General features: G+C 46.9%; 21 protein-coding genes and 2 tRNA genes. 6 read left to right on the top strand and 17 right to left on the bottom strand.

Annotation, left to right across the window (positions count from 1 at the left end; all coding sequences use genetic code 11):
* Positions 1-160 precede the first annotated feature (160 nt).
* The 5 genes from NFX39_RS03305 to NFX39_RS03325 form a co-directional block, all read right to left on the bottom strand.
* Positions 161-1,378 carry a phosphoglycerate kinase gene (locus NFX39_RS03305; protein WP_252442953.1) on the bottom strand — a complete coding sequence of 406 codons (1,218 nt, stop codon included), beginning with the start codon at positions 1,376-1,378 and terminating at the stop codon, positions 161-163.
* Positions 1,379-1,754: 376 nt separating this feature from the next.
* Positions 1,755-1,934, bottom strand: a complete 180-nt coding sequence (locus NFX39_RS03310; protein ID WP_252442955.1) for a hypothetical protein — start codon at positions 1,932-1,934, stop codon at positions 1,755-1,757.
* A 222-nt stretch (positions 1,935-2,156) separates the two neighbouring features.
* Positions 2,157-2,228, bottom strand: a tRNA-Gln gene (locus NFX39_RS03315).
* A 29-nt stretch (positions 2,229-2,257) separates the two neighbouring features.
* Positions 2,258-2,340 (bottom strand) — tRNA-Tyr (locus tag NFX39_RS03320).
* Between the two features lie 76 nt (positions 2,341-2,416).
* Positions 2,417-4,306 carry a M13-type metalloendopeptidase gene (locus NFX39_RS03325; protein WP_252442957.1) on the bottom strand — a complete coding sequence of 630 codons (1,890 nt, stop codon included), beginning with the start codon at positions 4,304-4,306 and terminating at the stop codon, positions 2,417-2,419.
* Between the two features lie 222 nt (positions 4,307-4,528).
* Here NFX39_RS03325 and NFX39_RS03330 point away from each other — a divergent pair, with 222 nt between their 5' ends.
* Positions 4,529-5,155: a hypothetical protein gene (locus NFX39_RS03330; RefSeq protein ID WP_252442959.1), complete on the top strand. Its 627-nt coding sequence runs from the start codon at positions 4,529-4,531 to the stop codon at positions 5,153-5,155.
* Between the two features lie 86 nt (positions 5,156-5,241).
* Here NFX39_RS03330 and NFX39_RS03335 read toward each other — a convergent pair whose 3' ends face one another.
* From NFX39_RS03335 to trhA, 3 genes are all read right to left on the bottom strand, one after another.
* On the bottom strand, positions 5,242-6,609 hold the full coding sequence (locus tag NFX39_RS03335) for an MFS transporter (RefSeq protein ID WP_252442961.1): 1,368 nt from the start codon (positions 6,607-6,609) through the stop codon (positions 5,242-5,244).
* 95 nt (positions 6,610-6,704) lie between these two features.
* Positions 6,705-7,343, bottom strand: coding sequence for a carbonic anhydrase family protein (locus NFX39_RS03340; RefSeq protein WP_252442963.1), 639 nt, complete (start codon positions 7,341-7,343; stop codon positions 6,705-6,707).
* 43 nt (positions 7,344-7,386) lie between these two features.
* A complete protein-coding gene (trhA, locus tag NFX39_RS03345) occupies positions 7,387-8,028 on the bottom strand; it encodes a PAQR family membrane homeostasis protein TrhA (RefSeq protein ID WP_252442965.1) in 642 nt (213 codons plus the stop codon).
* A gap of 172 nt (positions 8,029-8,200) precedes the next feature.
* Between trhA and NFX39_RS03350 the strand changes: the two genes are divergently transcribed.
* A complete protein-coding gene (locus NFX39_RS03350) occupies positions 8,201-8,548 on the top strand; it encodes an iron-sulfur cluster biosynthesis family protein (protein WP_252442967.1) in 348 nt (115 codons plus the stop codon).
* Between the two features lie 269 nt (positions 8,549-8,817).
* On the opposite strand, the gene NFX39_RS03355 is transcribed toward NFX39_RS03350, so the two are convergent.
* The 4 genes from NFX39_RS03355 to NFX39_RS03370 form a co-directional block, all read right to left on the bottom strand.
* Positions 8,818-9,702 (bottom strand): DegV family protein, encoded by an 885-nt coding sequence (locus tag NFX39_RS03355; RefSeq protein ID WP_252442969.1) that lies wholly within the window; start codon positions 9,700-9,702, stop codon positions 8,818-8,820.
* Positions 9,703-9,765: 63 nt separating this feature from the next.
* The gene (locus NFX39_RS03360; RefSeq protein WP_252442971.1) at positions 9,766-10,116 is read right to left on the bottom strand and encodes a fluoride efflux transporter FluC; all 351 of its coding nucleotides are present in this window, start codon (positions 10,114-10,116) and stop codon (positions 9,766-9,768) included.
* Entirely contained in the window at positions 10,113-10,526 is a 414-nt protein-coding gene (locus NFX39_RS03365) for a fluoride efflux transporter FluC (RefSeq protein ID WP_252442973.1), read from the bottom strand. Before NFX39_RS03365 ends, NFX39_RS03360 begins: the two co-directional genes overlap by 4 nt.
* A 15-nt stretch (positions 10,527-10,541) precedes the next feature.
* Positions 10,542-10,979: an Rrf2 family transcriptional regulator gene (locus NFX39_RS03370; protein WP_252442974.1), complete on the bottom strand. Its 438-nt coding sequence runs from the start codon at positions 10,977-10,979 to the stop codon at positions 10,542-10,544.
* Between the two features lie 85 nt (positions 10,980-11,064).
* Between NFX39_RS03370 and NFX39_RS03375 the strand changes: the two genes are divergently transcribed.
* A complete protein-coding gene (locus tag NFX39_RS03375; RefSeq protein ID WP_252442976.1) occupies positions 11,065-11,667 on the top strand; it encodes a nitroreductase family protein in 603 nt (200 codons plus the stop codon).
* 66 nt (positions 11,668-11,733) lie between these two features.
* On the opposite strand, the gene NFX39_RS03380 is transcribed toward NFX39_RS03375, so the two are convergent.
* The gene (locus NFX39_RS03380; protein ID WP_252442978.1) at positions 11,734-12,189 is read right to left on the bottom strand and encodes an Rrf2 family transcriptional regulator; all 456 of its coding nucleotides are present in this window, start codon (positions 12,187-12,189) and stop codon (positions 11,734-11,736) included.
* Positions 12,190-12,624: 435 nt separating this feature from the next.
* On the opposite strand from NFX39_RS03380, the gene trpX reads away from it, so the two are divergent.
* The 3 genes from trpX to NFX39_RS03395 are packed head-to-tail and all read left to right on the top strand — an operon-like array spanning position 12,625 to position 15,273.
* A complete protein-coding gene (trpX, locus tag NFX39_RS03385) occupies positions 12,625-13,623 on the top strand; it encodes a tryptophan ABC transporter substrate-binding protein (protein WP_252442979.1) in 999 nt (332 codons plus the stop codon).
* On the top strand, positions 13,623-14,522 hold the full coding sequence (locus NFX39_RS03390; protein WP_252442981.1) for an ABC transporter permease: 900 nt from the start codon (positions 13,623-13,625) through the stop codon (positions 14,520-14,522). Before trpX ends, NFX39_RS03390 begins: the two co-directional genes overlap by 1 nt.
* Positions 14,515-15,273, top strand: coding sequence for an ABC transporter ATP-binding protein (locus NFX39_RS03395; protein ID WP_252442983.1), 759 nt, complete (start codon positions 14,515-14,517; stop codon positions 15,271-15,273). The genes NFX39_RS03390 and NFX39_RS03395 overlap by 8 nt, the downstream gene beginning before the upstream one ends.
* A 59-nt stretch (positions 15,274-15,332) precedes the next feature.
* Here NFX39_RS03395 and NFX39_RS03400 read toward each other — a convergent pair whose 3' ends face one another.
* From NFX39_RS03400 to tyrS, 4 genes are all read right to left on the bottom strand, one after another.
* A complete protein-coding gene (locus NFX39_RS03400; protein WP_252442985.1) occupies positions 15,333-15,635 on the bottom strand; it encodes a kinase in 303 nt (100 codons plus the stop codon).
* Between the two features lie 91 nt (positions 15,636-15,726).
* The gene (locus NFX39_RS03405) at positions 15,727-16,494 is read right to left on the bottom strand and encodes an ABC transporter permease (RefSeq protein WP_252442987.1); all 768 of its coding nucleotides are present in this window, start codon (positions 16,492-16,494) and stop codon (positions 15,727-15,729) included.
* A 21-nt stretch (positions 16,495-16,515) separates the two neighbouring features.
* Complete coding sequence (locus NFX39_RS03410) at positions 16,516-17,430, bottom strand: ABC transporter ATP-binding protein (RefSeq protein WP_252442989.1); 915 nt, start codon at positions 17,428-17,430, stop codon at positions 16,516-16,518.
* Positions 17,431-17,789: 359 nt separating this feature from the next.
* Positions 17,790-19,037 carry a tyrosine--tRNA ligase gene (gene tyrS / locus NFX39_RS03415; RefSeq protein WP_252442991.1) on the bottom strand — a complete coding sequence of 416 codons (1,248 nt, stop codon included), beginning with the start codon at positions 19,035-19,037 and terminating at the stop codon, positions 17,790-17,792.
* Positions 19,038-19,365 lie beyond the last annotated feature (328 nt).

The raw sequence follows: 19,365 nt of genomic DNA on the forward strand, positions 1-19,365 counted from the left end.
AAAATCACAAAGTTTTTCTTTGCTAAATGAAAAACGCCGGCATGGCCGGCTTAAAACAAAGGATTGATTCATTCCTCTTTCCAACGGAATAGACAAATGAACGTTCCGCTTCTTTTATAGGAACAAAAAAGCCGGCTCGAGGCCGACTTTTAAATTGAAATTACTTGTTTGAAAGTGATGAGATACCTGGCAAAGTCTTACCTTCCAAGTATTCGAGTGAGGCACCACCACCAGTTGAGATGTGTGACAACTTATCAGCAACACCCAACATTTGAACAGCGGCCGTTGAATCTCCACCACCAACGATAGTCGTTCCACCGTTTTCAGTTACGTTAACCAAATCGTTTCCGATGGCCAAAGTACCCTTGGCGAAGTTTTCCATTTCGAACACACCCATAGGTCCGTTCCAAACCACTGTCTTAGCATCTGCCAACACATCCTTGAACAAGGCAACTGACTTAGGACCGATGTCCAATGCCATGTAACCATCAGGGATACCAGCTTCTGAATCAACAGTCACCGTCTTGGCGTCGTTGCTGAAGGCGTCAGCAGCAACCGCGTCGATTGGGAGAACCAAACGGTCACCAGCTTCTTCCATCAAAGACTTAGCCAATTCAACCTTGTCTTCTTCGAACAATGAGTTACCAATCTTGTTACCCTTAGCGGCGTCGAACGTGTAAGCCATTCCACCACCGATGATAACCTTGTCAGCCTTCTTCAACAAAGCTTGAACAACTTCGATCTTGTCAGAAACCTTCGCTCCACCGATGATGGCAACGAATGGACGCTTAGGATCTTCAACTGAGTCACCCAAGAACTTGATTTCCTTTTCCATCAAGTAACCTGCAGCTGCTTGGTCAACGTTTGATGCAATACCAACGTTTGATGCGTGTGAACGGTGAGCCGTTCCGAATGCATCGTTGATGAATAGGTCGTCACCAAGTGAAGCCCAGTACTTACCCAATTCAGGATCGTTCTTTGATTCCAACTTAACGAATTCGCCGTCCTTCACGTCTTCAAAACGCGTGTTTTCGACCATCAATACCTGACCGTCTTCCAAGTTGTTGATGGCTTCTTCCAACTTAGCACCGCGAGTTTCAGGAACGAAAATTACGTCTTGTCCGAGCAATTCGCCCAAACGCTTGGCAACTGGGGCCAATGACAATTCCTTCTTGTCGTCTTCAGACTTGATACGACCCAAGTGTGAGAACAAGATAGCACGTCCGTTTTCCTTAATCACGTGCTTGATCGTTGGCAATGCAGCCACGATACGGTTGTCGTTTCCGATCACACCGTTCTTGATTGGGACGTTGAAGTCCACTCGCATCAATACTTTCTTACCGGCTAATGCCAAATCTTCGACAGTTAACTTTGCCATATTTGCCTCCCAAATATTCTTTATTTAACAAGACCAATTATAAAGCAAATTCTGGCAAATGTCTGCAGGGTCTGCTAATTTTCGCGATTTTCTTCACGATTTAAAATGCGCTGCCAGGGATAGACCACCTGAGGATGTTTGTTCAATCTCTTCATCAAATTGGAGGATGAGTTTTGATATGATTGGGACAGATTTTGAATAGGTTTTTCACCTCTTTGCACACCGCCGGGCAGCGGCGTGCTTTTTATTCTTTTTTGTCATATCCGATTGAGGAACTACCTCTTGGTTTTGAATGGTGTTATAATATAGACAAGATTTGAGATGGGGGCTTCACCCCAACAAAAAAAGCGCACAATTGTCTTGTGCGCTTTTTTCTTTACTTATTCAAATCTGCAGAAGCACTCTTCATCTTGATGACTGGTTCTGACTTATCATGACGATTTTGCCCGCTAAGACCGGCCGCCATAGTTACCGTTACCAATAAAAATAATAATGCGGAAAGCAATCGAAGGCGTTGCGGCCAAGTCAGCTTTTCTGATTGTTCTTGATTTTTCATTTTACTACTCTCTATATCCATCTTTTCTTCTATAAGAAGAAATCTTTTATTTACAGTCCGTACTTCGTAAAAACACAAGTATTAACTATACCAAGTTTTTTGTCGGATTAGTAGTGGCAGGAATCGGTCATAGTCTTACGATGCCAATTGGTCGGTTTTGACTTTTACGTCCGATGACAAACAAAAAAGCAGACCTTTCGGTCTGCTTTCCTTAAACATTAATTGCCCCTGCTGGGATCGAACCAGCGCATAGAGGTACCAAAAACCTCTGCCTTACCACTTGGCCAAGGGGCAATGCTTCAAACTTGCCTGAAGCGAGGCAATGGGGGCGGTAGGATTCGAACCTACGAACCCGAAGGAACGGAGTTACAGTCCGTCGCGTTTAGCCAGACTTCGCTACACCCCCATATCAAACAACTTCTCTATATTAACAAGATTGAAGCTGCCTGACAAGGATTTTTCCAAGATTTTTCAAGAAAATTCTACCAAATTTGAATGCGCTTTTCGGGCGCCAAATACATACCGTCATCCGGTTGGACGTCGTATGCCTCAACAAAGGCGTCGAAGTACTTTACGATGACGTTCGTACGCAACTTTGCTGGCGCGTGCACGTCGATTGTGGCGAGCAATTCTTGGTACTTTGGCTCAGCCTTTTGACGCCAGAGGGTCGCAAAGTTCTCGAAGAATTCTGAAACGGAAAAGTCGGCTTCGCCAGATGCCGCCTCCAAGGAAGCTGCGACACCACCAAGATCCGCGACGTTTTCGGACACCGTGAGGTGGCCGTTTACTTTGGCACCAGCAGAGTCCAACCCATCGAAGGCGTCGACGACGGCTGACGTCTTCTCTTCGAAGTGGGCGAAATCTTCCTTCGTCCACCACTCGTTCAAATTCCCCTTCTCGTCGTAACGCGCCCCGTTCGTATCGAAGGCATGCGTAATTTCGTGAGCGATAACCGTTCCGATTCCTCCGAAGTTCTTGGAAGCCGACTGGTTGATGTCATAGAACGGTGCCTGCAAAATGGCAGCTGGGAAGACGATGTGATTAAAGTCCGGTGAGTAGTAAGCGTTCACCATGTCGGCTGGCATACCCCAACGGGACTTGTCCGGTTGCTTGCCCCACTTTTCAAAGTGTTCCTTCACGGATTCTTCTGAGAAACGCTTGGCGTTTTGCAACAAGCTTTCGTCTGGGTTTACTGCACGCTTTTCCAAGTAGTCTGGCAAGCCGTCTGGGTACCCCACCTTCATCTCGAGGGCAGCCAACTTCACCTTTGCCTTGGCTCGGGTTTCATCGGACAACCAGTCGATTTGGTCGAAGCGCTTTTCGTAAACGGCGATGATGTCTTTGACCATGGCCGCCACGTCGGCTTTGGCCTTTTCACCGAAGTAGGTTTGACCGTACCAGCGGCCGACCTTCTGTGAGAAGAAGGCACGGGCCTGACGGAAGGCCGCTTTGTCTTGGTCGATGGCTTCCTTGGCACCAGACAAGGCACGTCCGAATTGCCCAGCCAAAATGCGTGTGTCGTTGCTCAAGAATGACGCCACGTCCAAGATGTTTTGGATAATCATCCAGCCCTTGATAGCAGCGAAGTTTTCTTCCTTATAAACTTCGCTGGCCTTTTCGTAGAAAGGTCCGTCGTAGACGATGACCTTGTCGATCTCGTCGCCGACCAATGCCTTTAAGGTCTTTTTCAAAGTCACTTCCGGCACTTTGGCGTTCGCATCATCAACTGACATTGGGTGGTAGTTCTTCCATGAATCAGACAATTCTTCAGAAGATGAACGACGGTCCGCAATCAACTGATCGAAGGCAATGGCCTGGTCAATCCATTCCGCTGCCTGGTCTTTGTACCCGAACCGTTCGAGCAAGACTTGCACCATGTCCTTCCAGCTAGACAGCATGCTTTCTTTTTGTTCATTATCCTTGTAAGACGTGGTATCTGGAAGGATCAAGGACGGACTGGCCAGCCAGAGTTCATTACGTGCCGTGTTCTTTGAATCAGGCGCAATGGTTGGCTGCAAGATGGTTTCGTAGCCCTTCTTGATGAGGTCGTCTTCTGAGTCTTGCAAATCCTGCCAGGAATTCAAGGCAAAGATTGGCGCCAAGTGAGCCGCCAACGCTTCTTTTTCACTTGCTTCACGGGCATCCCAGTCCTTGGTCAGCTGGTGCATCTTCACGAATTCGGCCAAGTCAGCGGGCGTGTCCTGCTCCCCTGCTTCTAACGCCTTCAAAACGCGTCGCTCCTCTTTTTCGATGCCTTCGACCAAGTCGTAGAACCCACCGGTAACTGGGCGATCCTTTGGAATCACCGCTTGTGCGATCCACTCACCGTTCACGGCTTCGTAGAAATCATCTTGATAACGTGTTTGTGCCATTGCTGCCTCCTTATGGTTTGTTGTTAAGCACATTATCCTGTACGGGCGCGACTTTTGCAAATAAAATTAGATTTCTCTCATTTAAAAACTGTCAAAGTCAGACCCGCACCGGCCGTCTCGCTCTCGCCTCTTTTGCTCAAATTGGACTTTTTATACAGAAAGGACAATAATGCCTATGTAACCCTTTAAAATCAAAAAGAACGAATACAAAAGAAGGAAGTTATGTCTAAGAAAATCATTCTCATCAGCTCTTTGGTTGCCATTGCTGTCGTTGCTGTCATAGGTGGCGCGTACGCACTCGGCGCAAGTAACCCATCGACAAACAAGCAAAGTAAAGTCGAAAAAACCGTTTCGAGTGCAACGAGCAAAACCAAAGAAAGCACGGATTCATCCTCACAGGATGATCAGAAGGTAAAAACCAGCGCCTACTCTGCCCTTCCCCAAAAGGTTCAAATCGCCCTTTTGACCTATGGCAGCCTGCCAACCAATTACGGAACGCCGCTCAAAACGCACTACTCCGTTTACATGGGCGACAAAGATAAAATCGTTGTCTACGATGACGGTGAAGGTGCTGGTGGTTTTGCTGAACACACGGTGATGTTCACGGACAACCACAACGGAACCTTCACGGAATCCGACCTCGACACTTCCGCTGCCCCCGACATGGCTGGTGTGAGCCCACAAAACTCATTCTGGAAGAGCTACAAAACCATCACGGAAGACGACATGATGAAGAACTACAACGACCACAAGGATGAAATCAACTTCTCCGCAAACGAATTGGTTGACCTTTCCAAGTCTGGCGACAAGTTCAGTCTCATCCCAACGAATCAAACAAAGCTGCCTTAAGAGCTGAAGGCAAAATAAAAAGAGACCCGTTTCGGGTCTCTTTTTTTAGTGTTTCGAAGCTGACCCAAGGTCAGCGTTTTTCCATTTTAAAGCGTCTTTTCACCGACGTTCTTATCCAAGGTGAGCGCCTCCATCAATGGGTAAAGCGACAGCAAGCCCACCACGAAGAGTGTCACCTGGTAGGCCAAGGTGATTGACAAGGCCTGGGCGAAGAGGGAGAGCAACGTTGCCGCAAAGCCAACTCCGAAGGCCTGGGACAACATCTGAACAACCGACTGCAGGGTGTTTGCCGCGTTCTTTTCCTTCTTCGACAACTCGGCAAAGGCTAGTGAGTTGTATGACGTAAGCGACAGCGAACGGCCGACACCCGATGCGAAGGCGACAAAGGCGATCCAAGGCTTTGCTGAATCAACCGTGAAGCATGCCATCAAAAAAGTCGACGCCGACGCGAGGCCCAAAGCAACCGACAAGGCATACTTGTAGCCCAGCGTTCGAATGATGGGTGTCGTAAAGGGCTTAATCGCCAAGTTACCCAAAAAGATGAAGATGACGTAGGTTCCCGCTTCGACCGGTGACCAGTGAAATGGCACCTGCAAGAGCAGTGTCAGCAAGTAAGGCAAGGCTCCGATTGTCATCCAGAAGATGGATCCACCCGTTTGGTAAATTCGGAAGGACTTCACCTTCATCGCGTCCAATGAAAAGAGCGGTTCGTCGACCTTTTGCAAATGCTTCCATGAGAAGACGGAAAGCACCAGTCCCGCAAACAGGATGAGACCACCAACGAAAAGTGTTTCCACACCACGTGACAGCACTTCGGCGGCAATCAAAATCAAACCGGCTGCTACTGCGACCAGCAAGAATCCGAAGAGGTCAAAGGGCGCCTCCTCCGCTTTGTTATCATCGTGAATTAAGAATGCCCCGGCAATCAAAATACCGATTCCGATTGGCAGGTTCAAGTAAAAAATCCACTGCCAAGACATGGCCCCAATCACGTAACCACCGAGTAAAGGCGCGATGGCTGGAGCAATCAAGGCCGGCCAGATCAAGAAGGACAGGATGGAAAGTAAGTTCTTCGCTTCCACGTTTTCCAAAATGATGAGCTTTCCAACCGGTACCATCAACGCACCGGCAAAACCTTGAAGCGCACGCATGGCCAAGATGTAGGCTAAGTTGCTGTAGAACCCAACAGCCACCGATGACAGCGTGAAGAGCACCACGGCAAAGAGAAAGAGGTTCTTTCGTGGGAGTTTCTTGGCCAGCCATCCGGATAATGGAATAAAGATGGCCGCAAAGAGCATGTAGACGGAAACCAAGAGCGAGGCGCTCGACTGGTTTACCCTTAAATCTTCTGCGATTTGTGGCAAGGCGGTGGTCACGATGGTCGAGTCGAGCATCTGCATGAAGAGCGCTGCGGCCACGACCAGGGCTGCTTTTTTTAGTACGTTGTCTTTCATTTATCTTCCTTTAACGAAAAAAGAAGCCGGCTTCTCGCCGACGTCTTTTAAAATGAATTCTTCGTTCTTTAATTTACGCTTTAAGCGTATGTCTGTCAATCAACGGAGCAGACTTTGCGGGCTACGATTTCGCGTCCGTTTAAGGGTTGAACTTCTCGAACATTGTGTGGATAGGCCTGTGCAAAAGCCGCCACATCGGCTGGGTTAATCCCCAGCTTTTCCTTCAATAGTACCCAGTGAACATCTTCTTTCAACGGTGGCGTCGTCAAAGTTCCCGTGTAGGTGTACACCATACTGAAGTTCTTAGGCACCATATCCATCAATTCGATGGTCGTTTCCTTCCCTTCAAACACGGGAGCAAACAACACCGGCGCTTCTTCATCCAACTCGGTCCAGACACCAAGTACCATGACGCCGCCATCCGGGCGCTTGAATACCAAGTGGATTTCAGCCGGACCGGATTGCCCGTCAATTAAGTGTTCGTATCCTTGGTGCGTGTGAAAACGCTCCAACTGGTAGGTCGCACCACCCAAGGTGATTTGGCCATCACAGTAGTATTGGTCCCCAATCACCTTCTCTTTAACAGTTAGTGCAGTTGGGCCAAGCCCCTTCCAATCGACATGAATGCAGTCGCCTTCGACGACGGCGTCCTTTGTTATGTCGATTGGGGATTGGTCCTTTTCCTTGGTCGTGTGTTGCCAAGCAATCTGATGAGCATAGTTGAGCTTATCCATAAGTATGATCCTTAAGGGCGCGAAGCGCCCGTTTTCATATAAGTTAAATCGTCATGTAAATCGAGAAATACATCAAGCCCGCACCCACCAGCACGAACACGTGCCAGTACACGTGGCCCATTGGGATTTGTGGCACGAGGTAGAAAATCGTTCCCAGTGAGTACACCACCCCACCGGCCAAAAGCAGCCAGAAAGCCATTGGCGAAAGCGCCGCCCAGATGAGTGGCATCGCGAGCACGATCATCCAGCCCATCACCAAGTAAATGAGCACCGCAACCCATGGCCAGCGGCCCACGAAGAACAAGTCATAGACCAATCCCGCGCAAGTCATCAGCGCAATGGCAGACCAGATACTCCAGCCCGGAACCGTTGGCAGCACCAGCCAGGTGTATGGCGTGTACGACCCCAAAATCACGAAGTAGATGCCGGCGTGATCCATGAACTGGAAAACCTTGGCCGCCTTCGTAAAGACAAGCGAATGGAAGAGCGTCGACGCCAGCAAGAACAGTGAAATCGAGCTCACGTAGATGGCAATCGCCCCGATTTCCAAGCCGGACATCGTGTGCTTTCCCGCCTTCAACACCAAAAAGACGCTGGCAATCACGGCTAAAATGAAGCCCAATCCGTGCGTGACAGCATTTAAAACTTCATAGACAATTTGATAAACTTTTCCTCTTTTGGTCATTTTACTTCCTCTTGTTTTCTAAAAAAGATTGATAAATTAGGTGTTTGTTTGGAATTTTTCGTTCGAACGCTTCCGTCTTTACCATAAAATTAAAACTAGACCAATTTGACATCCGGTTTTTTATTTCATACAATAAACATGGATAGATATTTAGAACGAATTGGAGGTTCTTATGAAATTAACATTTACTGATGCAGCCAAGGCACGTTTGGAAAAGTTCACTGGTCCTGACAAGAAGATTGTCTTGGACTTCGATGATGGTGTTGGACCATTCTCAGACGAAGCAAACTGCACGCTTGCTTTGTCCTTCAACCTTGTCTTTGTTGGCAAGGACACGGACTTGTCAGAGTTTGGTGCAACCATCGATTCCAACATGGGAACCGTTTACGCAAAGCCATACTCATTGGACCAAATGGACGATGACATGACCGTTGACGTTAACGAAAAGTACCTCCGTTACGCTTTGAATGGTAAGGGCGGTGCTTTGGATCCTGCTCTTGGTATCAAGCAAGTTGGATAATTTCATTTAAACGAAAATCAGTCGCCCCTTTTGTCAAGTTGTTCGGGCGGCTGATTTTTTTATTGGAAGGAAATTTGCTTTGCTGAAGATGTTACATCCGTTGACGTCGCTTTTGAGGGCGTTTGTCACACGGCACCGCATACGACTACCCTTCCCTCTAAAATTCCTTTCTTCTATTATAATAAAAAGCCAGCCCAACGGCTGGCTTTTTTGTTAGGAAATGAAATGTTTAAGCGAATCTTTTGAAAACGTTACGCGAAGAACCAAACTTAGTCCAGGTATGACGTGTAGTCACGTGCCCAGATAATGGCCATTGATTCGTTTCCCGTGTGAACGGTCACAACGGGATCAAGAACGCCTCGTTCGAACGTGACGGCCGGGTACTTCGCTTGGAAATCCTTCAACCACTTGTCACCGACCTTCTTAGCACCGGCGTCCAAAATGTAAGAACGAACCGGGAAATCCACCTGAGCCAAGTATTCTTCGAAGGACTGTTGAATCATGTCCTTAGCACCTGACATCTTGCGGGCTTTTCCGATGGCGGAAATCTTACCATCACCCGGAATGTCAAAGGTCAGAATTGGCTTGATGTTCAATAGACCACCAACCAAGGCCTGCCCGCGGGACAAACGGCCCGTGCGCTTGAGGTGAGAAATATCGTTAACCACGAGACGCACACCGAGGTTGTCTCGGTAATCTTGCAAGACGGCCAAGATGTCGTCCATGCTTTTGCCAGCTTCGGAAAGCTTGCGCACCAAAACAGCTTGGTCGAAAACAGCCATGTTAATGAGCTTGGAGTCGACGACTTCGATGCGGTTCAAACCTTCGTATGATTCGGCAATCAGCTTGGCCGTTTGGTAGGCACCAGAAATTCCGGAAGAAAGCGTGATGATGACCGCGTCTTCGTAGCCGGAATCCTTGGCTTGGTTCAAGGCCTGTTCCCATTGAGCGGGTGAAGGCTGGGAAGTATTCCCCTGCATCTTCTTTTCATCGATGATTTTCATGAGTTGGTCGACCGTCTGGAGGTCCTGTCCACCCATGTAAGTTTCTTCGCCAAAGATGATTGGAATGGCGACTTCAATGATGTCGTATGAGTTGCGAATACTTTGAGGGATGGCTGCTGACGAATCAACAATTACCGCGGTTTTAGTCATGGTTCAATCTCCTATAAGTCTACCTACTATAACATATTTGCCGGTCCTAAAAGGCGTTAATCCTTACCCGAGCGCGGTCGAAACGAAGAGGCCAAGGTAGAAGAACAGAACCCCACCGCCCATTTGAATGGCGAAATAGAGGACCTTTTGTGTGCGATTATCTTGGTCGATTCCTTCGGTCATCATGGATGAAAACGTGGTCAGACCGCCAAGAAATCCAGTTTCAAGGTAAAGCGCGAGCTCATGTGAAAACGGAATGCTTATCAGCATTCCTAATAAGAATGAACCAACGGCGTTCACCACAAAAACACCGTTGGCATAATTAGCACGAGTTTTCCAGTTCTGCATGATGATATAGCGCAAAACTGATCCCAAACCGGTCGCAATCATCACGAATAAAATGGTGGTCATCATGATGCCACCTCCCCTGTTTGTCGTTCAGGAATGAAGGACGCCAGTTTGCGTCCGAAGAAGACAGCAAGGATTCCAATGACTAGCGAAGCTACCAGTAATAAGATGGCTAACAGTGCCTGCCCATGAGCCACTAGCTCTCGACTTTCCGCGATCAAGGCGCCAAAAGTTGTGAAGCCACCAAGCAAGCCGACACCAAGCAACGGTTGTAAACGTTCTGGATGCAAACGGCGCCTCTCAATGATGACTGCCAGTGCAGCCAGTCCGGCTGTTCCAATAAAGTTAATGATGAGCGTCATAAAAGGCGTCGAACCGATTCCTGGAACCAGAGTCAGCAAGTAGCGGAATAGTCCACCGAAGGCCCCACCGACAAAGACGAGCAATAAATTTTGCGTTGTTTCTTTATTTTTCATCATTTCACTGCCTTGTTAAAACATCTTGCTCTTCGTTTGCTGATTAACGTCCGCTATTAAATCACCTAAAGAGACGTTTTCCATGTCTTCCAGCAGGTGGTCTTCGAATTGCTGATAGTAAACAGCAAGGGCGGGATTCACCTGACTAGCCAATGGGCAGTGTTGGTTCACCTTGCTGTCCAACTGAAAAATAGCGGCTGAATCAACGGCCTTTAAGATGTCAGCCAGGGAAATCTCTGAGGCAGGTCGCGCCAAAATTGGGCGTGACATTGGTCCCCCTTCGCGTTTAATAATGGCAGCGTTCGTTAGCTCAGCCATAATGGCACGAATTCGCGACGGATTGGTATTAACGGATTCCGCCACGGCTTTCGAGGAATAGCTGATGTTGTTATCTTTTCGGGCGATGTAAAGCAAAACGTGCACCGCGTTTGTCAACTTCATTGATGGTTTCATAAAATTTTTCCTTGTTATTTTCTAGGATATAGTATATCATATAACCTGTACTTTTATTAAATACTGGTTAGAAAGGAACCACACTATGACAACATTCAACGAACTTCAAAAAAAGCGCCGCTCCATTTACCAACTCGGAAAAAACATTGATTTGAACAACGATCAGCTCTTCGAACTGGTTAAAAACACCATCAAGGAAACGCCCTCCCCATTTAACTCCCAATCCGTGCACGCCGTCTTGCTGACGGGCGACGCCCACGAAAAGCTCTGGGAAATGACTTTGGCTGAACTGAAGAAAGTGGTGAGCTCAGAAGAAGCCTTCGCCGAAACAAAGAATAAGGTGGACAACGCCTTTGCCGCCGGCTACGGAACCGTCCTTTACTTTACCGATCGCAAGATTGTGGATGGCTTGAAAGAACAAGTCCCTGCCTACGCCCACAACTTTGACGACTGGGCCGAAGAAGGCATGGGAATTGCCATTTACGCCGTTTGGTTGGCCTTGGCCGAACAAGGAATCGGCGCAACTCTGCAGCACTACAACCCCCTCATCGATGCGGGCGTACAAGAAGCGTTCAACATCCCTGAATCGTGGGTATTGCGCGGTCAAATGCCATTCGGTTCAATCGAAAACGATGCGTTTGAAAAGACGTACTTGCCAGACGAAGACCGTTTTATGCGTTTTAACTAAAATTATCCAAAATAAAAAGCCCGCCACGATCGAAGGTCGTGACGGGCTTTTTCAAGTTCTATCAGATTATGCTTCTTTGAGGGCTGAAAGCGCGTTTTCATCAGCGTAAAAGCGGTCCAAAATATCTGAAAACCGCATGTCTTTTATCAATGAAAGCAAATGTTCTTCCATTTGATCATAGTAGAAGGAAAGCGTTGGATTAATCTTCTTAGCCACTTCACAGTCATCACTGACCTTCGTGTCCAACGGAAAGACCTTCGCATCCTCGTTAATGGCTTCCAAAATGTCAGCCATTGAAATGTCTTCCGGCTTCTTAGCCAACTTTGGGCGTCCGAAGTTCTCGTCTTCTTCTCGTTCAATCAACCCAGCCGAAAACAAATCAGACATCAACGCTCTCACTCGCGATGGATTCGTGTTCACGGACTGCGCGATATCCTTTGATACCACACGTTCCCCCGGCTTCGTATTTGCGATGTAGACTAAAATATGAACAGCATTAGTCAATTTTAGTGACGGTTTCATTATTTCATTCTCCCTATTAATTTGTACTCTCTCGCGTTTAGTATAGCATATCCACAAAAGAAAGACAGGGAAGAAGCCCGGCATGACGGCGTTTTGACTCATTCTTATCTTTTGTCTCAGTTTCTTATCATATTTCTCCTTTTTTTATCATTTTTCTTGACAGGTGCTCATCGCTCTTGTATGCTTAAGACAACTTTTAAATGTTTTAGGAGCAAAACACATGACTGCACTTTCTATTCAATTGAACCGCCAATGGTGGCGCCGGTAGGAGAGCAGCTTTTCGGAGACGGACAAGCTGTGACGACAGCTTTGTCCCAACCGGCTTCTTAGTAATGCATGAAAAGTCTGTTTGGGTATATCACTTCACCCAGGCAGGCTTTTTTCTTGCCCAAAATCAAATCCTGCCCTGGGTGCTCACTTATATAGGAGAAGAACATGAATAAACGTTTACTATCCGTTACGTCGTTGATTATTGCTTTTCTGGTCGTTGCCTTCTTCTTTGGCAACGGTCAGCAAAAGACTAAGAACAAGGACGTCGTTACCGTTGGAATCCTTCAACTGGTCACCCACCCCGCTCTTGATCAGATTCATGAGGGGGTTGTCAAAGGATTAGCTGATTCAGGTTATACAGAAGGAAAGAACCTGAAAATCAACTACCAAAACGCTCAGGCCAACCAAGCCAACTTGAAAACCATGGCACAGGATTTCGAAAACAAGGGAACGGACCTGACCGTCGGAATTGCGACGCCAGCTGCCCTCTCCCTTGCCAAGGTCGCCAATCAAAAGGCCCCCGTCATTCTGGCCGGTATCACGAACCCGGTTGGTGCCAAGTTGGCCGATTCCGTTGATAAGCCGGGTCATAACATCACGGGTGTGAGTGGAAACTCCCCTTATGAAAAGCAAGCGACACTCTTTAAGGAAGTCTTGCCAAAGGCAAAGAAGATTGGAATTATTTCCACGACTTCTGATGCCGGTGGAACATACAATGCCAAGCGCATGACTTCCGCCCTTGAAAAGAAGGGTTACCAAGTCAAGAACTACACGATTTCATCAACCAACGACATGTTGCAAGTGGCCAACACGATGGCCGGTGAAGTCGATGCGGTTTACGCCCCACAGGACAACAGCGTGGCCACGGCTATGAAGACCTTGGTCGGTGCATGTCGTGCCAACAAGGTGCCAGTTATCCCATCAAACGATACGATGGTGAAGGACGGTGGGTTGATTTCATACTCACAGTCCCAATATGAAATCGGATACCAAGCTGGTTTGATGGCCGGTCAAGTGTTGAAGGGTAAGAATCCTGCTACCTTCCCAATCCGTTCTGTGGATAAAGGGTCTTATGCAGTGAACTTACAAACAGCTTCTGACTTGGGTATTCAATTGCCAGAAAACATGGTCCAAGAAGCCAAGCAGAATCAGGAGGTCTACTAATGCCAATTATTGTTTCTTCCATTTCCCAGGGTATCCTCTGGGCTGTGTTGGGGGTTGCCCTCTACCTGACTTTTCGAATTTTGAACTTCGCCGATATGACGGTTGAAGGATCCTTTCCACTTGGTGCCTCAACGGCGGTTGCGTTAATCGCCCACGGGGTGAACCCATTCATTGCAACGGCGGCCTCTTTGGTTGTCGGAGCGGCGGCCGGTCTTGTGACTGGTTTGCTCTACACGAAGGGTAAGATTCCAATTCTCTTGGCCGGAATCTTGGTGATGACGGCCTGCCTCTCCATTAACCTTCGCATCATGGGGTCAGCTAACATTTCCTTGTTGGACCAAAAGACGATTTTCTCACTGAAGATTTTCGAGCACTTACCAAAGTACTTTGACGGCGTGTTCTTGGGAATCATCGTGATTGCCATTATCCTGGGATTCCTCATGTGGTTCTTACAGACCGAATTGGGTCAGGCCTTCATCGCCACGGGTGATAACAAGGTCATGGCTTCCGCGTTCGGTATTAAGACGGATAAGATGACCATCATGGGCTTGATGGTGTCAAACGCCCTCATCGCCTTCGGTGGTGCAGTTATCGCTCAAAACAACGGCTTTGCCGACATTAACATGGGAATCGGAATCATCGTCATTGCACTGGCTTCCATCATTATCGGAGAAGTGGTCTTCGGTGACTTGTCACTGAATCAACGACTCCTCGCCGTGGTGATTGGGTCAATCATTTACCGCTTGGTCTTACTGGCGGTTTTGCAACTCGGATTCCAAACAAACGACTTAAACTTGATTTCTTCATTAATCCTGGCCGCAGCAATGGTTTTGCCGCAGGTGCGTCACTACCTCAAGTTGGAACACATCCTTTCATTTGGAGGTAAGGCACATGACTAACCCTGTTTTTTCATTAAAAAACGCCACGGTAACCGTGGCTAATGGCACGACGATTCTCGATCACTTAAACTTCGACATTGACCAAGATGACTTCATCACTGTTTTGGGAACGAACGGAGCTGGTAAATCGACACTCTTCAATGTTCTATCCGGTGACTTAATGTTGACAGAAGGCTCGATTGAACATAACGGAAAGGACATCAGTCACCTCCCCGCCGTGAAGCGCACGTCCTTTCTCGCCCGTGTCTTCCAGGACCCAAAGCTTGGTACGGCTCCCCGTATGACGGTCGCCGAAAACCTCCTGCTTGCCGAAAAGCGTGGGGCTAAACGGACGTTGAAGAACCGTAAGTTAAGCGCCGAAAAGTTGAAGCATTACTTCGAATTGACGAAGACAATGGGAAACAACTTGGAGAACCGCTTGCAAACGGCCACTGGTTCCCTTTCTGGAGGGCAACGACAAGCCCTTTCCTTCTTGATGGCCACACAGGTAAAGCCTGGTTTGTTGCTCTTAGACGAACACACGGCGGCCTTGGATCCCAAGACATCTGACCAATTGATGGCGGCAACAAACGAACAGGTCACGCAAAACAATTTGACCGCGTTGATGATTACCCACAACTTGGCCGATGCGCTTAAGTATGGAAATCGTTTGATTGTATTGAACGCCGGACGCATTGTCCTCGACGTTAAAAACGAAGATAAGGATGCTTTGACTGAAGCAGAACTCCTCAAATACTTCGTTCATTCATAAAAAAAAGAAAAGTCGTACTGAGTATTCACTCAGTACGACTTTTTGTTTGCTCATAAATTTTAATAGAAGAAGGGGTTTTCTTCCGAATTGATCTTATCGAATAATTCAAAGAGGTGATCCCGGTTCGTGATTTTATACTTCTTCACCTTCCGGTCGTAAACCACTTCGGACTTGATTTCCTCGTTGATTTGCAGCTCTGATAAGAACTCCCGAATCGCGGCGATATCACGTTGCACAGTCTTTTGTCCAACGAAGAAGAGGTCTTCAATTTGGTCGACCGACATCGCCTGTTTTGAAATCAGGATGGAATATAAGCGAAGGATTCGCTGTTTATCGTTAAATACTGCTTTTTGTCTAGACATTGGAAACTCCTTTGCTAATTGTACCAAAAGAAAGCCCAAAAAGTGTTTAAAAAGAAAAAATGCCAATAAAAAAAGGCCTTTCGGCCTTTTTTTAAACGGAGCGACGTTGGAAGATGGCAAAGGTTCCAACGTAAATCAGAATCAAGTAGATGGCGTATACCAACCAGACAACCCAGACATCGGCCCCGAAGTAGTTCTTAATGAAGAGGTTCGTTGCTGAGCGTCCGTCAAAGGCGGATGACAGCATGCTTTGAACCGTGAGCGGGTTCCACTTCAATGGTTCCCAGAAACGGACCAAAAAGGTGGTGATACTTGAGATGATTGGTGTTGCAATGGAGAGTACGACTCCGATTGAAACAGCAGCTGCAGATGACTTGGCAAGGTTTGAAACGAGCAAGACAACGGCGAAGAAGAATAACATCATCAACACATCCATGACTTGGGCAAAGAGGAATGGTTGCCAGTCAATTTCAGTAAAGTGGCTGCCGTTCAACGTGATGAACACAAAACGTCCAGCGAGCATTCCCAGGATCCCTGCTAACAAGGTGATTACATACTCAACCAGGATAATCACAACCTTTGAGATAAAGATTTCCAAACGTGAGTACTGACGAGAGAGCAAAGGACGAATCGTTCCGTAGCCAAATTCCTGTGTAAAGGTCAACGCTGCGAAAACCGAACCGGCAATGGCAATGATGATTCCTGCCCCACCAAGTGCTGAATACCCGAGTGATTGTTGTTCAGCCGGTACAAACCATGTCAATACACCGATTGGCAAAAGAAAAGCAATGATTGCCCAGATGTAGAAGCGGTTTTGCTTAACGGCCTTCATCCATTCTTGTTTTAATAACGTAATCATAATGTCTCCTTTAAACCTTCTTTATGCACGCGTGCCGTTTTCAGACAGCACTTCCATCAAGTGATCTTCAAGGTTAACAGACCCCGTTTGGATATCCAAAACATCCAACTTGGCTTCGGTTGCCTTTGCCAATACGGCCTGAGCGTTCACGCCATCTTCGACGTCAATCAAGACCTGGCTGTCATCACCGAGCTTTGCGTTCCAACCTTCAGCCTTTGCCGCTTCGAGCATGGCGTCGTTATCGGAAGTCTTCACCTTTACTTGTGCCTTGTCTTCTGACAAGAATTCGTCCATCGTTGCCTTACGGACAACCTTTCCCTTGTTGATGATGACCACGTCGTCAGCCAAACGCTGCAATTCATCCAAGAGGTGGGAAGAAATGACAAAGGAAATCCCCTTTTTCGCCAAGTTTTGGATGAGCTCACGGATTTCACGTACGGATTGTGGATCCAACCCGTTCATAGGTTCATCCAAAATAACCAACTTAGGACGACGAATCAAGGCAATGGCAATTCCCAAACGTTGCTTCATTCCAAGAGAGAAGTTCTTGGCCTTACGCTTCCCGAAGTTTTCGCCGTCAATTCCGGTCAACTTCATCAATTCATGGATGTCTTCCGGGTTTTCGGAATCCATCGCGTAGTACTTCATGTGGTCTTCGGCCGTGAAGTTTGGGTAGATGGATGGGTATTCAATCAAGTTCCCCATCTTTGACAAGGCCTTAGTCTTTGAGAATTGAACGGGTTGGCCATCAAAGATAACCTCTCCTGAGTCAAAACGCATCAAGCCCGTCATGGCACGCATCGTGGTTGACTTACCAGCACCGTTTGGTCCAATCAAACCGACAATACGACCTGGTTCTACTGAAAATGACACGTCATCCATGGCCTTGTATGAGCCAAAGTGCTTTGAAACGTGACGCAGTTCTAATAATGACATGTGCGCTGTCTCCTTTTTTAATAATATGTAGCGGCTACTTGCTACTTTAGATTAATACTTATCTATGTCTCTTTTATTATAACAAAGTCACTGACAAACCTTGTTTTTCTGGGATTTCTTTACCTTTTCATAAAAAAACAACAAAAAAAGCTTCCCATTGCTGGAAAGCTTTTTAAAAGAGTTGAATATCTAGTCGGGAGAGAAGGTATAAATTAGGTTTAGAGAGAAGTATTTATATTGACTAGATATCCAACTATCGATAATACTTTATCGATGTTTCTATTATCTATCGCTGAGATTAAGTTAAGATTAAATCTTTCCTTAATTTTTTTAATTTTTTTATCAACTTTGAACTTTTATTACTTGATTGTTCCCAAGAAGTACTTCTTCTTTCCACGACGCACCAATACATACTTACCTTCGTATGCTGACTTTGGATCAATCATCGCGTCCACATCTTGCACCTTTTCACCGTTAATCCGGATGGCACCGTTTTGAACATCTTCACGTGCTTGGCGCTTTGACTTCTCGATTTCAGCATTCACCAAGAAGTCCACGATGTTCATTTCTTCATCCGTTGCCTCAAATCCTGGAACTCCGGAGAAGACGTCTTGAATTTGTTGAACGGACAAGTCCGCAACATCACCAGAGAACAAGGCCTTTGAAAGTTTTTCCGCTTCTTCGACAGCCGCTTCTCCGTGAACAAAGGCGGTTACTTCTTGAGCCAAACGCTTTTGTCCAATACGTGCACCACGGTTCTCTTCTGATTGTGCGACAATGTCGTCGATTTCTTGCTTTGAAAGGAAGGTGAAGTACTTCAAGTACTTTTCGACGTCCGCATCCGCTTGGTTAAACCAGAATTGGTAGAACGTGTATGGTGAAGTCTTTTCAGCGTTCAACCAGATGGCATTACCTTCGGACTTTCCAAACTTCTTTCCCGTTGAATCCGTCATCAATGGAATGGTCAAACCGAAGGCTGGTGCATCGTTTCCTTCAACCGTGTGAATCAAATCAACACCGGAAGTTATGTTTCCCCACTGGTCAGAACCACCGATTTGAAGACGCACGTTTTCTTCTTGCCAAAGGTGCAAGAAATCGATAGCCTGCAAAATTTGGTAAGTGAATTCCGTGTATGAAATACCAGTTTCCAAACGGGATGCCACGACATCCTTCTTCAACATCACGTTGATGGAGAACAGCTTTCCATAGTCACGGAGGAACTGTGGCAAGGTCATGATGTTCAACCAGTCGGCGTTATTAACAATCGTCGTCCCGTTTGAACCGAAGAGCTTGGTTACCTGTTCGGCAATTCCTTTTTCATTGTCCTTTAATTGCTCTTCTGAGAGTAACTTTCGTTCCGTTGTTGGACGAGGATCACCGATGGAACCCGTTGCTCCACCAACGATGATGACAGCCTTTCCACCAGCTTTTTGGAAACGCTTCAAGACCATGAATGGAATCAAGTGGCCGAGATGAAGGGAATCAGCCGTCGGATCAGTTCCTACATAGGCACCAATTTGTCCCTCTTCCATTGCCTTCAACAAGCCTTCTTCATCAGTCATCTGGTTCAACGCACCACGCCACTTCAAATCTTCAATAAAATTCATGACTTCATTCTCCTTACTTAATAGTAGAAAACCGAAAGAAAAAAGCCCTAATCATCATCTGATTAGGGCGAAGTTTCCGCGGTACCACCTAACTTACCTCATATCGAGGTCGCTCAAGTAGCCTTAACGCGGCTTCACGTCATTTCGGTTTTGTTGTGTAACAAAAAAGTGGTTAGACTAACTCACAGCAACCGTTAGTTCTCTTTCTACCAGCGCCACTTTTCTCTGCAACAAATGATAGCTCTATTATAGCAAGTTTCCTTGTTTTTTGCTCTGAATTCTCAATTTCTGTAAGCTTCGTTATTTTTGACATACTTCTTTACAGTCT

Origin of the sequence: Fructobacillus apis (assembly GCF_023893635.1) — a bacterium.
Taxonomy (GTDB): Bacteria; Bacillota; Bacilli; order Lactobacillales; family Lactobacillaceae; genus Fructobacillus; species Fructobacillus apis.

Coding starts and splice junctions, on each gene's coding strand:
- NFX39_RS03370 (WP_252442974.1), bottom strand. CDS start 10,979: ATGAAACCATCAATGAAGTTGACAAACGCGGTGCACGTTTTGCTTTAC.
- NFX39_RS03390 (WP_252442981.1), top strand. CDS start 13,623: ATGCCAATTATTGTTTCTTCCATTTCCCAGGGTATCCTCTGGGCTGTG.
- NFX39_RS03330 (WP_252442959.1), top strand. CDS start 4,529: ATGTCTAAGAAAATCATTCTCATCAGCTCTTTGGTTGCCATTGCTGTC.
- NFX39_RS03410 (WP_252442989.1), bottom strand. CDS start 17,430: ATGTCATTATTAGAACTGCGTCACGTTTCAAAGCACTTTGGCTCATAC.
- NFX39_RS03375 (WP_252442976.1), top strand. CDS start 11,065: ATGACAACATTCAACGAACTTCAAAAAAAGCGCCGCTCCATTTACCAA.
- NFX39_RS03305 (WP_252442953.1), bottom strand. CDS start 1,378: ATGGCAAAGTTAACTGTCGAAGATTTGGCATTAGCCGGTAAGAAAGTA.
- NFX39_RS03355 (WP_252442969.1), bottom strand. CDS start 9,702: ATGACTAAAACCGCGGTAATTGTTGATTCGTCAGCAGCCATCCCTCAA.
- trhA (WP_252442965.1), bottom strand. CDS start 8,028: ATGACCAAAAGAGGAAAAGTTTATCAAATTGTCTATGAAGTTTTAAAT.
- NFX39_RS03335 (WP_252442961.1), bottom strand. CDS start 6,609: ATGAAAGACAACGTACTAAAAAAAGCAGCCCTGGTCGTGGCCGCAGCG.
- NFX39_RS03395 (WP_252442983.1), top strand. CDS start 14,515: ATGACTAACCCTGTTTTTTCATTAAAAAACGCCACGGTAACCGTGGCT.
- NFX39_RS03310 (WP_252442955.1), bottom strand. CDS start 1,934: ATGAAAAATCAAGAACAATCAGAAAAGCTGACTTGGCCGCAACGCCTT.
- NFX39_RS03380 (WP_252442978.1), bottom strand. CDS start 12,189: ATGAAACCGTCACTAAAATTGACTAATGCTGTTCATATTTTAGTCTAC.
- NFX39_RS03350 (WP_252442967.1), top strand. CDS start 8,201: ATGAAATTAACATTTACTGATGCAGCCAAGGCACGTTTGGAAAAGTTC.
- tyrS (WP_252442991.1), bottom strand. CDS start 19,037: ATGAATTTTATTGAAGATTTGAAGTGGCGTGGTGCGTTGAACCAGATG.
- NFX39_RS03360 (WP_252442971.1), bottom strand. CDS start 10,116: ATGATGACCACCATTTTATTCGTGATGATTGCGACCGGTTTGGGATCA.
- NFX39_RS03325 (WP_252442957.1), bottom strand. CDS start 4,306: ATGGCACAAACACGTTATCAAGATGATTTCTACGAAGCCGTGAACGGT.
- NFX39_RS03405 (WP_252442987.1), bottom strand. CDS start 16,494: ATGATTACGTTATTAAAACAAGAATGGATGAAGGCCGTTAAGCAAAAC.
- NFX39_RS03365 (WP_252442973.1), bottom strand. CDS start 10,526: ATGAAAAATAAAGAAACAACGCAAAATTTATTGCTCGTCTTTGTCGGT.
- NFX39_RS03400 (WP_252442985.1), bottom strand. CDS start 15,635: ATGTCTAGACAAAAAGCAGTATTTAACGATAAACAGCGAATCCTTCGC.
- trpX (WP_252442979.1), top strand. CDS start 12,625: ATGAATAAACGTTTACTATCCGTTACGTCGTTGATTATTGCTTTTCTG.
- NFX39_RS03340 (WP_252442963.1), bottom strand. CDS start 7,343: ATGGATAAGCTCAACTATGCTCATCAGATTGCTTGGCAACACACGACC.